The 16,797-nt window shown below is 40.1% G+C and carries 4 protein-coding genes; all 4 read left to right on the forward strand.

Going from position 1 to position 16,797, the window contains the following annotated elements; translation table 11 throughout:
• Positions 1-114: 114 nt before the first annotated feature.
• The 4 genes from LKE05_RS03940 (at position 115) to LKE05_RS03955 (ending at position 16,265) form a co-directional block, all read left to right on the forward strand.
• Positions 115-396, forward strand: a complete 282-nt coding sequence (locus LKE05_RS03940) for a hypothetical protein (RefSeq protein ID WP_308455986.1) — start codon at positions 115-117, stop codon at positions 394-396.
• A 263-nt stretch (positions 397-659) separates the two neighbouring features.
• Positions 660-2,609 carry a clostripain-related cysteine peptidase gene (locus LKE05_RS03945; RefSeq protein WP_308455987.1) on the forward strand — a complete coding sequence of 650 codons (1,950 nt, stop codon included), beginning with the start codon at positions 660-662 and terminating at the stop codon, positions 2,607-2,609.
• Between the two features lie 23 nt (positions 2,610-2,632).
• On the forward strand, positions 2,633-9,697 hold the full coding sequence (locus LKE05_RS03950) for a hypothetical protein (RefSeq protein ID WP_308455988.1): 7,065 nt from the start codon (positions 2,633-2,635) through the stop codon (positions 9,695-9,697).
• Positions 9,698-9,716: 19 nt separating this feature from the next.
• Positions 9,717-16,265 carry an S-layer homology domain-containing protein gene (locus tag LKE05_RS03955; RefSeq protein ID WP_308455989.1) on the forward strand — a complete coding sequence of 2,183 codons (6,549 nt, stop codon included), beginning with the start codon at positions 9,717-9,719 and terminating at the stop codon, positions 16,263-16,265.
• The last annotated feature ends 532 nt before the right edge of the window (positions 16,266-16,797 follow it).

Here is a 16,797-nt window from a genome sequence, read left to right on the forward strand (position 1 = left end):
GCTTTTTAAACGTGCAAAATGCGTTTGACGCAAAATCTATTGAATTTTGATTTTAGGTATATTATAATTTCATCAGAAAGCAATGAGATACAGCAGAAGATAAGGAGATATGAGATGGGATTTTTTGATTCATTTAAGTCCGGAGCAAAAGATGTCTTTAAGGGGTATGATAAAGTTAAGCTAAAGGAAAAGATTACATATGATGAACTTTATGAGATTATGAAAGACGAAACATATTCTGTCGGCAAACCTGAGATTACGGGTTCGGGATTAATGAGATGTATTCAATTTCCTGCTGTGGATAAATATAAAATTCAAATTGCTATAACTTCAAAAACGATTACAATTTCAAAAATATACAGCGGTGCAGGCGGTTTGGCGAAAGAGATAAATTGAACAGACTGATTTCACAGATGAAGACGAGGCACTACAGTTGGTAGATTCTATGTCAAAAATGGCTGATGGTTTGGCTGCCGTTGCAGGTGTTGACGCAGAATAATTGATTTAGAAATTTAAAACAGTCCCCTAAAAAATCCGATATTTTATTGGACTCCAGATAAAATATAAGTACATTTTATCTGTACTGCAAAAATTGAAAAGCGGCAGCATTAGCTGTCGCTTTTGGAGTAATTGGGGATGTTTTTTGAAAGAGAGAGATTATGGCAAAGAAAAAAGGGTGTTTATTTAAAATAGGAATTGCATTATTAATATTTATAGGCATGATATTTGTGTTGTTTTGTATGGTTTTGATTATGCCGTCGGAGGAGTATGAAACGGTTAATTACGATATTCCGAATATGTGTGATTATTATACTCACATAAAGGGCAACGGAGAGGATAAAGTTACACTTATGGTGTATATGGTAGGTTCTGACCTTGAAAGTGACGGCGGAGCGGCGAGTGAAGATATTGCCGAAATGACGGCGGCAAATGCGGATAATATTAATATTACATTACAGACAGGCGGAGCGGCCGCGTGGGAAAATGCAAGCATAAGTGACGGAAAAACGGAACGTCATATAATTAAAAACGGTGAATTGCAGAACGTGGAGAACTTGGGTGAAGCACAAATGACGTCCCCTAATACGCTGACTGATTTTATAAAATGGTCTGCCTCAAATTATCCTGCCGACAGATATGAACTTGTGCTTTGGAATCACGGCGGCGGTACGGCACTTGGTTTCGGATATGACGAAATGTATCCTGATGATATGCTGTCGCTGTCACAGATAGGAAATGCTCTGTCAGACAGCGGAATTAAGTTTGATATTGTAGGCTTTGACGCGTGCCTTATGGGTACGATTGAAACGGCATATATGCTTGAACCGTATGCGGATTATCTTGTTGCGTCGGAGGAATATGAGCCGGGAACGGGTTGGTATTACAGTGAATGGCTTAAAAATTTGTCTGACAATACGTCAATGCCGACTGTCGAAATAGGTAAGAAGATTGTGGAGGACTATATAAACGGTCCTGATTCGAGTTTTTTTGATTCAAATACGCTTTCAATCGTAGATTTGAGAGAAATTCCTTATACATATTCAAAGCTATGCGAAATAATGCAGCAGGAAGAAGGAGTTTTGGACAGCAGATATTCCGTAATATCGCAGGCAAGATACAATGCAAAATCATTCGGTGACGGTGAGTATGAACAGATTGATATAAAATCATATCTTGAAGAATGCGGCAAGAGTGATACGGAATTGGACAAGGTGCTTAGAAGTGCGGTTAAGTATTCCGGCAGTTCGTCTTACAATTCAAACGGACTTGCAATGTATTTCCCGTATGACTATCCCGACTATTACGCGGAAATAAAAACAGAAACAGATAAGTTCGGTTATAACGGCTACAACAGCTTTTTCGATAGATTTTTGAGCATTATGGGTACAGGACAGATGAATTATTCGAGTGAGAATGATTACAGTAATTATTCCTGGTATGACAATACAAATTACGATACCTATAATGTATCAGATAAGTTGGAAGTAAAGGACAAGGGCGATTATTTCGCATTGTCGCTTTCGGACGAGGAATGGGATAAAATAAACGGAATTGATGTATGGGTGTATGTTGATGACGGCGATGGTTACGTTGACTTGGGTTCGGACAATGTGTATGAATTTGACGATGACGGTGATTTAAGGGTCGATTTCGATTATTATTGGGTTGCATTAAACGGTCAGGTTGTTCCGTTTTACTTTGAATACGAAACGCCGGAGAACGTAAAGGACGGATACACATACGGCTATGTCCCTGCGGTGCTTAACGGCAACGAGCAGATTGAAATAATGATTTATTGGGACGAAAAGCACCCAGACGGTTATTTGGCAGGTTACAGACCGTACAGCGAAGAAGAAAATATATCAGTTCCGCAAAAAGGCTTTAAGCAACTTAAAAACGGCGATACGTTGGAATTTTTATGCGATTACTATACATATGACGGTGAATATGACGGAGTGTATTCATATGGTGATAAAATCGTTGTAAACGGCGATATTACTGTAGGTTATGAATATGTCGGCGAGTATGACACGAATATTTGTTATGAGCTTACCGATATATATAACAACAGTATAACAACCGAAATGATAGAAGTTGAAATGAATTAAAAAACTATATGGAGGGAAAGAAGATGAAAAAATTTATAAGCACATTACTGTGTATTGTATTTGTTGCGGCACTTATGCCCGCACAAATTGCAAAGGCCGACAGCGATGTTATGAGTGTCGCAAATCAAGTAAAAGTACCTATATTGAATGAGCAAACGTACAACAACAAAAAACTTATGAATAAGTACACACGCGATATGTCGGATTGGTGGGCAACCGATTTGACATTGACGGCGGGAATGTTGTTCAAGAGATGTGATGTGGATAATGCGTATTATCAATACTGGGGTTCAATCAATGAGGCGGTTGAAACTATGGGTATGGCTTACGTTTCGACATTCAGAGGACACGATAACGGATTTTGGTCAACGAGTTTTAAGCTTAAAGACAGCGTTGCAAACAATTCCGTATTTCCCGAATTGGAAGCGACAGGTCAGCTTATGATGAGGTTCGGCGCTAATTTGATAGGTAATCACGCAAAAATGTCCTTTAAGAATACTATGATTCGAGGTGAGGGGAAAAAGGACAGCGGTTGGTTTAAACTTCAAAGCGGTGATACGTTAAACAATAAGTTTAAAATGCAAGGTGTGTTTGATGCAAAAGTAAAAAAACCATATGTGTTCTTTGCCGATATAACAAAGCCAACTGTTAAATCGGCACATATGAAAAGCAATGTACTGTATCTTGACATGGGTGAAAAGCTGAGAAGTATTGAAAACGAAAAGATTACGTTGACGCTTTATGCGACAAATGTTGAAAGCGGCGTTCAAAATATGGAACTTACTGCGACTTCCGGCGGTATAAACGGAAATGAAATATTTTTCTATGTACACGCACCTAAAAATGTTAAGGAATATCAAATTACGAAGATTAAGAGCGTAGAGTATGACAAAAAAGAGTACACCGGTCAAATGTACGGTATAGCGTACGCCGACAAATATTTGGCGAGAAACGAAGAACCGCGATTTAAGGTTATAGACAATGCACCGGGATTAATTCCGGAATACTTTACCGCCACATCTCCGATTACGGACTATGCCGGCAACAGCCTTGACATTCATACAAAGGATTTGACGGGTTACTCACTTTTAGTCGATAAAAAAGCACCTGAAATTGACAGCGTTGAAATTGCGGGGAATATGATAGCGGCAGATTCAACGTCATATTCACAGCCGAGCGATTGGCCTGAAGATATTGACAAGAGCAGTGTGTTTGCAGGTGTCGGCGATACATTAACTTTTTCTGCAATGACAACGGAAAAAATTAAAACGAGCGAAAAAAGTTCAATGACTGCAGAACTTAATATAGCGCAAAACGGAAGTAAAGCAGTGCTTGAAATCGAAAAATTTGAAGATATGTATGACGGCGTAAACAAGCGGACGGCAACGAAGATTACGTTTAAACCGATTACGATAACCGCCGATATGACTTGTGATAATAGCGAGCCTATAAGAATTGAAAAAATAAACACGGCAAACGTAGTCGATTTGTATAATAATGAGTTGGCAACGCAGAAAATATCGAAAAATCCGAAACAGCAGATTTATTTTGACAATATCGCACCGACTGTAAATGTTGGTGAAATAACCGGTGATGTAAACAGCGGTGAATTTTGCATACCGCTGAATTTCAGTGACGGAAAAGGCACGGTATCTGATTTTGACGGATTGACGGCAAGTTTTGCGTGGTGCTATGACCAAGATAAGCAAATTCCGTTTAAGTATGCTGTGACGACTTCCGCCGATACACCGAGTGAGTATAAAGAATCGGTGCTTAACAACGAAAATAACCTTGCGTGGAATAAATTCGATTTGCCTGTAAAAGATTATTACTTACATATTAAAACTGATAATTCCGAAATCAAAAACACAAAACTTTATTTCAGAACAGAGGACTGGGCAGGAAATGTGGGTGAACAGTCTGTTGATACGGATATAAATATTGACCGTGTAGCACCGAATGTTGCACTTATGTCGATGAATACCGAGTATGAAAACGATACCGCAAAGATATTGGCAAAGGTACGTGTAACCGATTTTAACACGGACGGCTTGAATGTTAAATATCAGCTTGTAGACAAAGGTGTTGAACCGACCGACAGTGATTGGTCGGAGGGCTTGCTTAATGACGGAGTTTTTGACTTTGAAACTAAATTTGACGCGGCACAAAAATATGAAAAAGAATTGCTTGTGTATGCGACAGACTTTAAAGGTAACAAGTCGAATGTTTCACGTTATGAGGTGTATGCCGACTTGACAAAGGCAAAGGCAAAATATACGATTGTAAGCGATTTGTCACAGATACATACAAAGCCTGATGTGCAAATTTCGGCACCTGACAATCCCGACAATAAAGCTAATGCCGCCACACGTGTAACACTTACAATGGGTGACAAGACTTACGCAAGCGTATATGACAGTGCCGACAGTAAAAACATATTTGATTTTGACGGCACATGGTATGCGGTTACATACAACGAGGATAAAACCGGTTTTGACGTAGTAACCGCTCTTACGGCGGACGGAGTGAATGAACTTAAAAACTTTTACGGCACAGTAAACGTAAAATTTGAAAGTGCGTTTGCAGATTTGACACCTGTAAGCGGTGCAAGTATAAAGCCGTCAAATTCCGAAGAAGAAGTGACATATCAAGCGGAGGGCGACTTTAATGTTATGACCGCACCTGTACTTGATAATGTATATAATCTTGAATTTACTTCAATAAAGGACAGTAACGGAGATGTTATTAAAGCCACAGGAGTGGGTGATGACAAGCACATAAGAAGAAACGGCGATATGACTGATGTCAGAATTAATTTTGAATTGTCAAATACAAAAGTTGCCGATTGGGTTACGGATAATTTGGACTTTGATAAATCGTATGTGACAATAACAAATTCGGAAAACAACGAGGTATACAACGCAAAGCTAAGCAGAAATGCAAGCCAAACTCTTGCAATGCCGCTTAGAGATAAAGACGGTAACTTGCTTGGAACGGATACATACAGAATATCGGTTTATTTGTATCAGACAGGCAGTGACAGCCCTGCCGAATTTAAGTGCGATACGGCGGTACTTCTTGACAATATCAAAACATCGTCAGATGTCGGTGTAAACAGATATGAAATTATTCCCGAACACGAATATTACCCTATTCCTAATCCGATACCGTCAATCGTAAAAGAAAGCGATACGGCATTTAAAACAATCAATATCGGTAATGCTGAATTTAAGGAGATTGACCGTAATGAAGATGAGGGATATTCTTTAGAACAGAATATGGCACATATCGTCAAAATGACGCTTAAGAGCAATGATGTTTCAAAAGAATTGTGCGGTGAAACAATCGGTAAGGCAGAGGGATTCCGCTTGTGGAATAAAGCGTGCAATGGCGGAGAAGATTTACCGTTTGAAAAGACTACTGACCTAACAAGAGAATACGAGATAAACTTAATGCAAAACCCTGCAAAAGAAACTCTTGACGGAGTAACGGCAACGGGCGGTTTGCAATTTGAAAAGGGAAGTAACACTTTCTGTTATCAAGTTAAATTGGAAAACGGCAATGTATCGCCGATATACGAGTTCACGGTAAATATGGTTGAAAGTATACCGCAGATTGCAATGGATTTTGATATGAACGAATCGCAGAATTATACGGACGACAACGGAACAATGCACGTTATTTCCGCTGATGCAACTGTAAAAAATGCTTTCTCCGAAAACGGTAATGTAACGGTATATTATGTTCACAGAGAGGATTACAGCAGTTGGACTGCCGATGAAATCGGACTTGACGAGGTTGTTACATTGAAGGGTGATAGTGCCTTTAATTATCAGAACTGTAGACAAGACGAAAACGGCAGAGATAGGCTCAACTTTGCATTTATTGCGATAGACGAATCCGGTAATTCTGTTTCATATATTCCGCAGTTCAAGGAAAAAACGAAATATACCTTTGAAAATGATGCATTGACAGTAACTCAAGCAAATCTTAACACATACAACCAGGGTGATTATATTTATAATTTTTATGCCAAAAATCTTGACATGGACAAAAGCTCTTTTACAGTTGTGAAAGACGGCAAAACGTACAATATGCCTATGAAAAACTATCAATATCCGAATGAATTGGGTTTTGAGGGCGGTTATTATCGTGAGGACAGCACGTCCACTAATTTGAGTATAGACTTTACAAGACCATGGAGTGTGGAAAAGGCAGGCGAGCCTTTCTTTGACAGTATTACGTTTAACTTTGTAGGTGTGCATGGTGACACAGCAACGAGAACGTATACCAAAGACGATGAAAATTACGGAAGCTTGGTAACGAACTTTAAATATGAAAAACCGCGATTTGTTGACGTTTCTGATGACGATTCATTAGCGGATTACAGTTATATCTGCAATGACAGAGGTGTTAAGGTATACTTTAACGGATATTTAAAATTAAAGGGCGATACGGTTTATGCGTCTGCTCACTATCTGCCGATATACTCAAACGGTACATACAAAGTTGAGGGCGAGGATATGTTCGGCAATACATGGACAATACCTGTAACTGTTACACGTCTTGCAGACGGTCCAAAGGTTACAATGTCAACTTTGTATAAGACAAAGGGCGATATTACGGCGAATATCGAATATACTTCTCCCGTAACTGTTACGGAAAATGACGGAAACACATTTGCAAAAATCGAAAATAACGGAACAAATAACGTAACCGTAACCGCAACACAGCCTACAAAGGTTACAATGAAGTGGACGGACAACGGAGCTGAAAAGAGTAAAATATTAAATATAACCAATAATGAGATAAAACCGATAAAGCCGAAAGTTGTATGGGATTATGACGAAGATGATGTGGTTGACGGCTGTATATACGGCGAAGTAACCGCAAAGCTTGTTGATGAAAACGGCTCAACACTTGTTGATACCGCAACGGGCGAAACACCGAGCCATACATTCTATCCTAACAGTGGAACGGAATTTACATTCAGGAATTACAAAAATCAAAATGATACTTTGGGTGAAGATTATACAGTTACGCTTGATGTAACACTTAAAGATTATCAGCCGCCCGAAGAATATGTCGATACAATGCCGCCGAGTGTTGAAATGGTTGGTTATACCGTAAGGGGCGGCGTGGCACAAAGCAAAAAACTTGTGCTTAATCTGTATGATGATAACAAGCATTACTTAAATCCGTCACTTCCGGATTTAAGCGGCGGAGGCTATGAAACAGTTACCGACAGTATATCATTTATGAAGAAAATGGGTTGGTCATCACATTACAGATTTAATGTAATCGTGTCTGATATAAACGGTGTAAAGCTTATTGCAAAAGCGGGACTTAATGCCGAAACACCGACATTTGATTCAACAAGCGATACGATTGACGGAGTGAGTGTGAACGGCAGAACCGTTGATATAACAAAGAATGCGGAATTTACATTGTTTGCAGTCGACAGTTGTAATAATGTCACCGAAATTCCGCTTGTTGCGGATAACTTGGGCGAAGCGCCTCAGCCGCATTTACAGAAAGTCGTGTCGGGCGATATGCAGACCGTAAAGGTATACCTAATACCGCCTGAGGACAGTGACTTTACAAACCTTGTTATGACTAATGACAACGCAAAACAGGAAACAAGTGACGGAGAATACAACGGATTGTATTATATAGAAGTAACAGGCAACGAAAATATTGTTATAAACTACACATACACATATAAAGGTGAGAACGAAAGCGGTGAATTAAAAGCAGCCGTTACGGAAATAGACAATTCACCTGCAAATAAAATCAGTGAAGTTTGGTCTGAAAACGCAAAGAGCAGTAAGACGAATAAATCCGTTACGGCACAGCTTAGATTTGATAAGCTCATCACGAAAGCGGAATGGAAAAATCAAAGCGGCTATCTTCCTGAAATATACAAACTTGATAATCAAGTTACAATTTCATATTCGGAAAATGCACCGACTATGACGCTTGTTTGTACAGCCGTAAACGGTCAAGTGTGTGAAATTACTTTGAATGAGGTTAAGAACATCGACAAAAACGCACCGATTATTACCGAAACAATTCAGCCGTCCGAAAATCACCGTAAAGTGACAGTGACTTTAAAAGCTGACAAAGAAGTTATTTTCAGAGAAAACGGAAAACAGGGAACTGAATTTACACGAGTAATAAACGCAAACGGCGAATATGTATATCACTTTGCGGACGCTGCAGGCAATCTGACGGAAAAGGTTGTTAAGGTTGACAGCATCATTGATAAAGATTTGTCGCTTACATTCAGTCTTGCAAGTGACGGTACAGACAGTAAGGAGTCACCGGATAAACTCGGTCGTTTAAAGGTCGGTGACACTGTATATGTGAGTGCAAACAGAAACTGTACGGTAACATGGAACGGTGACACAACAGGTCAAAATCTTACGGCCGGTGCGTGGACGAAGTTAACCGTATCGGAGGATTTGGCAGGCTTGTATCCTACAATAAAGGCAAAGGACGAATATTCAAATACAAAGTATTATCACTTTATGCAGATAGCAATGCCGGATAAAAAAGCACCGACTATCAAATTGAAAAAGGAAACGGTGGAAATCGACTTAAATTCAGAAGATATTTTGTCACAGCTTAAAGCGAATATGACGGTAAGCGACAACGAAACCGAAAAGGACAAAATCAAGCTTGATGTTACTTACACAAAACCGCAGACAACGGGAACCGTAAGGGTGACTTATACCGCAACTGACGAGGCAGGAAACAGCAGTGAAAGATACGGATATATCTATTTCTATGAGGATACTCAGCTTAGAGTCAGCGTAAACGGTGAGTATATTTACAGAGATATGATTGTGCTAAGCAAAAACGAGGCACAGAACATTGTCGTTGAAAGCAATGGCGAGCCGTACAGTGTTAAATATAAAAACGGTATAAAGACAGTCGGTCAAATGAAAATCGGTGCGACTGAATTGGCGAAGAATAAGGATAATACAGAGCCGATTACATTCGTTCCGAAAAAGGCGGGGTATTATACATTTAATGTACAAACGCAGGGACGTGACAATTACAGATTTGTAATTTACGTTCAATAATGAAAAAAGGAGGTTTACTATGCTGCAAAGATTAAAAAAGATTATATCAGCCTTAACCGTAACAGCGATGATTTTCGGTATAATGCCTATCGGCGCGTTTGCCGAAAATCTGAATAAGGCGGATTACGAAGAATTGAACGACGGTTATTTGAAAGTCGTTGTTTCGGCGAAAAACGGCGGTTTTCTGATAGATACCGTTGAGGGAGATAAGCTGAACAAAGCAGATGATAATAAATATCTTTTGTTTCCCGATGAAAATTATGATACATCATATACCTCTTTTCGTGTAAAAAGAGGTGATGAGGTAAAGGACTATATTTTCGGAAGAAAATACGGTTTCTTGGGTAAGGACAGCAGTGACGTCACTTTGGTGAAAAACAGTGACAACATTGTCGCAACGTGGAGCGTTGACGGTTTGACTTTTACGCAGACCGTCACGCTTGCAAATACAAAATCGGCTCTGCACGGTATGGCGTCAATTTCATACGGTGTAAAGAGTACGGACGGAAGAAGTGCGGACAGTGTTCAGGCAAGAGTTATGCTTGATACCGCACTCGGTTATCAGGATTATGCGGTGTATGAATTGACGAAAAAGGACAGTACATATGAGCAGATACAATCCGAAACGGTTATTGATAACTCTGACGGAGAAGCATACAACAACGCATTATTCGGATACGACAATCCGAAAGCACCGTCCGTAACGGCTTATACGGTGAATGCGTCGATTAACAATAAAATTGTCGCACCGTATCAAATAGCGTTCGGACATTGGAACAACCTTGCGTCAAGTGTATTCGATTTTGAGCCTGATAACTCGTTGACGTTTACAAATCCGTATAACGAAAAATATTTGACTGCCGACAGTGCGTATGCTCTGTATTTCGATATGGGCAGTGTGGCGGCAAACGGTGAGGGCAATACCGTTGCGACAAATTACGGTATATATTCAAACGTAACCGTAAATAACGATGATAAGGTTGCGATAAATTTTTCATCTGAACTCGGAGCAATGCAGCTTACCGATACAAAAGACGAATACAAACCGCAAACGGCGGACGGTAAAAACGGTGATTTCAGCGTGTCAACGCAAATTAAAAACGTGTCGCAGAATGAAATGAAACAAATTGCCGTTGCGGTATATCCGCAGGAGGGAATAACACCGTATGACTTGTCGGGGAATCTTGACGTTACAGCTTCATATTCAAACCCTTTCAGTGTTGATATTATAGATTTTAACGCAGATGAAGAACGACAGGTTGTGTTTAACTTTAATGCAGAACCGCTTACGGCTACCGATTACAGAAAAATCGAAGTGCGTTGTTATGACGTGAGCGGAACGGACGGTAAATTACTTTCCGAAAACTTAATCGGTCAGAGAAGTATATATCTTCTTTGCCCGGGTGCAACAGGCGACAGGGTTTCGTTTATAAGCACCGCACCCGAGATTGTTTATAACAGAGGAACAAGACATATTTACCTTGCAGGTCAGAATTTCAATTTGCTTAAAAATAAGAGTGAATACGATATAAAGGTTACGCCTTTAAACGGCAGTCAGCCGTTGACTGTAAGTGCGGAAAACTTCATTTTGGATACCGAAAACAATACGGCGGATTTGATACTTGACGAGCTTATGTCGGTCGGTACATATCAGATTGTATTTGATATGAAAGATCCAACTAAAAAAGATATTACGTCTGACGCACTGAAGTTTAATGTCAGTGATGATATTGCATATCAAGGCGGCTCTTACGGAGTTGTCACGATTGAAAAAGACGGCGATAACAAGTATGCCCTAAGGGCGTATAAAGACGAAAAGGAATACAGTGACGAAGTTCCAAATGCTCAGAATATCTCTTTGCTTGAACTTCGCGGTGACTTTACGTTAAAATATGAAAACGGTAAAATTGCAGAGGCAGAGGCTGTTTCTCTTGAAACGGTAGACCATAAGGCGAAAAGTACAATAAATATCAGTAATTGTCTTGATATTGAAAAAGGTACTGTAACCGTGTCTGTCGAAAACGTCGGTCAGGACGACCAAACTATTAATATCGATATAGACGGCGAAGTTTATACGACAGGCGCAAGAACAAAGGTTTGGAGCGGTGTATGTGCGATTTCGTCATTTGAAAACGGCTCCGAATCAACACTTTTGCAGTACACAAACGAGGGCGAACAGACAGGTGACGTTGAAAACAGCGTTGCAAATACAAACGGTATTATGCTTATGTGGCCGGGTGCGGCAAGTACCGCACAAACCATTGCGGGAATGGTGATGGAATTCAGATACTGTCAGTTCGGACAGATGGCGACAGTTGACGGTGAAGTCACTTCAAAAACACCGAAACAAAGAGTAATCGCATTCGGTGCACAACTTTCACCTGATTTTCTTGTTCCGTCAAACTTTGATTGGAGCAACAGAAAAACTTCCGCAATGGAGGTTGCACAACTGAAAATGGCGAGCAGTAATTATACTCCGTCACAGCTTAGAGATGTACAGGACAGATATGCCGAGGACCAAGAGGAATGGGAAGACGCAGAGGGCGGAAGTCTGAATTTGTATATCCATGATATACTTTTCGGCGGCGGATTTATCGGATTTAATACGTCTGTCGAAGTAGAAGTTCCGTCATATGCGGACGGACTTCCGAGCGTTGAGGGTACTCTTGACTTAAAGGTTATGAACAACGAATATACTATCGGCGTTCAAGGCAGTGCCGATATGATGGCATTTGAAATGGAGGCGGAAATTCGTCTTAGAAGTAACAACGGAATACCTATTCCGGATAAATTATATTTCTATGCAGGCGGATTTACACCGGGCATAAATGTTGACGGAATGGGCGTATTTTGGATTAAAGGTGCAGGCGGCGGTATAGATAATCTGTTTGAAACGATTTATCCGTCCTCATCCGTACCGCCTATAACGCTTCTGCTAAGCGGACAATTCGCTTTGTTTGATGTTCTTTCCGCAAGAGGTGATGTAAGTATCAGCCCGAGAGATTTGAGTATTGCACTGTCGGACGTGAATGTTGCGGGAATTACACTTATAGACTATGCGGGAATTGAATGTGCATGGTATCCCGAACTTAGATTTGCAGCGGGAGTGTCTATCGGTATATTCGACGTTATTTCGGGTGACGGACATTTAATTGTAGAAAAAGATAAGGTTAAGGATAAATATTTCTGGGAAGGTTATGCCACGGCAGTGGTAAGTATTCCTAAAAAAATACCGATTTTCGGCGGTATTGAAATAGGTTCTGCCGATTTGGGTGTCAATGCCGAAAAAATATGGGGTGCTTTGCACGTTTTGAAAATTGACGCAGGTGTAACATATTATTGGGGCGGAGATGTAGATTTCGCTTTCGGTAAATATGACGCACCGGAACCGACTATTGAGTTGAGTGCGGAGGGTATTCCTGTTTATTATGATGAAAAAACAGACCGTACCTTGTATATGAAACTCAATAACAGTATTCGCACATTGGCGTCAACAGAGGATATATCATTGTTCGGCTCAAACGGTGCGACGGTATCATCGCTTGCGGGTAAAACGGTACATTCGGTTAATTTCGGCAAGTATAACAACGAAAACGGAATACTTACAATTTCGTATGACGCACCGAGTCAGCTTATTGCGGAAACATACGCAAAGAATATTGAAATGGAAAATTATCCGATAGTATGGTCAGACAGTTCAAAAACGGCAGACGATACAGCCAACGCAAATGCCAACGCAATGTTGAATTGGAATGAGGATACAAAGAAAGCAACCGTTACAATAACGGTTACAGATGAAAATTACTTTAATAAAGCATTGCAATTAAAAACAGGTATTGCGTCAAGCGTGACTATATACGCACTTTCAAAGTTGCCGACAATCGACAATGCGGTATTGAACAATAATACTGTAACGTGGTCGGGCGAAGATTTGGATAAATTCAACAGTCTTACAATTTATGCAGAGGACAGCAATAACGAAGTTTATCCGTTGTACAAAACAGAAAATGTGAATGACATAAAGAGTAAGAGTGCAAATATAACAATGCCTGAAAATATGCCGAGCGGTGAATATACGGTAAAAGTTGTTGCGACAACGACAGACGAAAGTGCTAACCCGGTTGTGACAACCGATAAAAAGCTTAATTATACCAATCCGTCACAGCCGTCCGCACCGACGTTTAATGTGGCATTGGGCGGTGATTACAGTATTGATTTGACAGGTATAAATCAAGATAATTATGACGGCTATAAGGTAAGTATATATGAAGTTCAAGACGGTAAAAACGTACCGACTGTATTTGACAATATGACTGTAAGCGGAAGTGATGTGATTACGGTCGGCGGTCAGTATACAAAGACGGTTACGGTGGATAAGAACGGAAATATCGTGAATGAAAACGACCTTACGGAAGATGAGAAAAAGGATATAAAAACGCAGACCGAACAAGTCGGACTTGTAAGCGGTAAGCAGTATGTGATAGGATTAAAGGGTTATAAAAATACATCTTCAGGCGGTCAGATTGTTTCCGCTGAAACACTGTCATCACCTGTGACAATGGTTGAGCCTAAAAAGGCTGATGTAACACTTAAAGCACAAAATGCGGTAAACATTGACGGAACAGATACGGTTAAAAGCAGTAATGCAGTCATAGACCTTGTATCGGATATGAATGTTTCCGGCGAATGGTCTTTGGACGGCGGTGAAATGAACGGTACTGTTTCGGAAAAAACTATGTCGCAGAGTATAAATCTTGACGGCTTAGAGGACGGTACGCATATAATAACCTTCAAGGGCGAAAACGATTCAAAAGACGGTACATTGTCGGAGTATATGTTTACTGTTGATACACTTCCTCCGAGATTGCAAATAAGCAGTCCGAATAACGGCGGATTTTTCGAGGACACTGTTACGGTTAAGGGTATCAGCGACAGTGGTGCGAAAGTGTATATCGGTGCGGAAAATCAAGAGATACAGGAAGCGACTGTCGGAGATGACGGCAGTTTTGAAAAGACTGTTACGCTTGATAATTCTATGGCATATCAAAATATAGTTGTGTATGCTGCAGACGAAATCGGCAACGAAACAGTACCTGTAACATTACAGCTTACAAACAAAGCACTCGGCAATGACGACAGTGTACTTCAAATGTACATTGACGGAAAAGAGTGCAGTGACAGTACAATTAAAGCCGGCACAAGCGGTCAGCTTTCGCTAAAGGTGAAAACCGATAACAGAATTATTGAAATCAATGACGACAGTGCGGCGGCAAACAGAATTGAATGGAACGTTTCGGCAATAGAAGGTGCGGCGAATGTTGATGAAAACGGCTACATTACAACTGATGAAAAAATAAACGGCGTAGTAAGTGCGACTGTTGATAATCAGAATGTTTATACCGTTTTGGGCGGCAAGGACAGCACTGATATTCCAAGTGAAAAAATTAAAGTGAATGCGTCGGCAGGTACGGCAAGAAAGACGCATATCACGATTAATCTTGATACGGCGATTGAGGGAATGACGGCAGATAATTTTGTTGTGCTGAACGGTGATAAGAATGTGGAACTTACAGCGGTTAAGGCAAGCAGTGATAATAAAACATATACGTTGTACGGCACGTTTGATACGTCTGTGACATATACCGTTACGGTTAATTTGACGGGTACAACGGTTGAAAACACTCACATTATCGCGAGCAGTCCGCTTATGATTAAACCAAGTTCGGGCGGTGGCGGAGGAGGAAACTCCGGCAATGTAACATATAAAATTACAGTTGTTCAGTCCGAAAACGGTAAAATCAGTCCGGACACCGTAACCGTAAATAAAAACGAAAGCAAGACATTTACGATAACGGCTGATGAGGGTTACGAAATTGAGGACGTAATCGTAAACGGCGAAAGCGTCGGTAAGGTGAGCGAATATACGTTTGAAAAGGTGAATGCAAAAGCTGAAATTACTGCAAAGTTCAAAAAGATTGATACTGTGCCTAATCCGTCAGATAAGCCTGAACCGACTGATTGGGATAATCCGTTTGTTGACGTAAGTAACAACGATTGGTTCTATAATTCAGTTAAGTACGCTTATGAAAACGGTTTGATGTACGGTGTGAGCGATACGGAATTTGCACCAGACGGTGACGTTACAAGGGCTATGTTTGTAACTGTTCTGTACAGAACAGAGGGTGAACCGTATGCGGAAAATTCAAGCTTTGTTGATGTGGCAAGTGACAGTTATTACGCAAATGCAGTGGCATGGGCGGAAGAAAATAAAATTGTCAGCGGTGTGAGTGATACAGAGTTTGCACCTGATATGAGTATAACCCGTGAACAAATGGCGGCGATTGTTTATCGTTATGCGGAATACAAAAATTGTGATATAACGGTAAATGAAACGGCAAATTATGTTGACAGTGACAGTATTTCAGATTATGCAAGGAATGCGGTTGATTGGCTGTCAGAGCAAGAAATAATGTCGGGTAATACCGACGGTACTTTCGCTCCGCAGGCAAATTCAACAAGAGCACAAACAGCGGCAGTGTTTATGCGTATTAATGAAAAATTGAAGTAATCAAAATGGCGGTTTAAAACCGCCATTTTGTATTTTTTTAGTAAAATAAACGTAATTTGACATTGCGTGAGGTATAGTGTAGAATATATATGGGTTTATAAAACCCCAAGATACAAAAAGGGCAATAACGTTTGGCAAAGCGGACGCAAGGCGGTTGTCTATGCTATTCCGAAAGGAGCAGCATATGAGTGAATTTACTCTTATAATTATAATTGTATTTTTGCTTGTTATAGAGATAAAAAAATAACCGTCTATCTGCGAAATAGACGGTTAAGGTAGAATTTTTCTACAAAACGTTTACATTCTGCAAAGACAACTACTGTTGCCCTTATCTTGTATCTAAAGTATAACACAGCATAAAAATTATGTCAAGCACGTTTTAGACGTGTGTTTTTTGTATATAAGAAAAAACAGTAAAATAAATGTAATTTGACATAATATGAGGTATAGTGTAAAATAAAAGTAGGTTTAAAATCAATGATATGAGTAGAGCGGAGGCGGCTCTGTTTCGGAAAGGAAATATTATGAGTGA

This window comes from Hominilimicola fabiformis (assembly GCF_020687385.1).
GTDB lineage: Bacteria > Bacillota > Clostridia > UBA1381 > UBA1381 > Hominilimicola > Hominilimicola fabiformis.

Coding starts and splice junctions, on each gene's coding strand:
- LKE05_RS03955 (WP_308455989.1), top strand. CDS start 9,717: ATGCTGCAAAGATTAAAAAAGATTATATCAGCCTTAACCGTAACAGCG.
- LKE05_RS03940 (WP_308455986.1), top strand. CDS start 115: ATGGGATTTTTTGATTCATTTAAGTCCGGAGCAAAAGATGTCTTTAAG.
- LKE05_RS03950 (WP_308455988.1), top strand. CDS start 2,633: ATGAAAAAATTTATAAGCACATTACTGTGTATTGTATTTGTTGCGGCA.
- LKE05_RS03945 (WP_308455987.1), top strand. CDS start 660: ATGGCAAAGAAAAAAGGGTGTTTATTTAAAATAGGAATTGCATTATTA.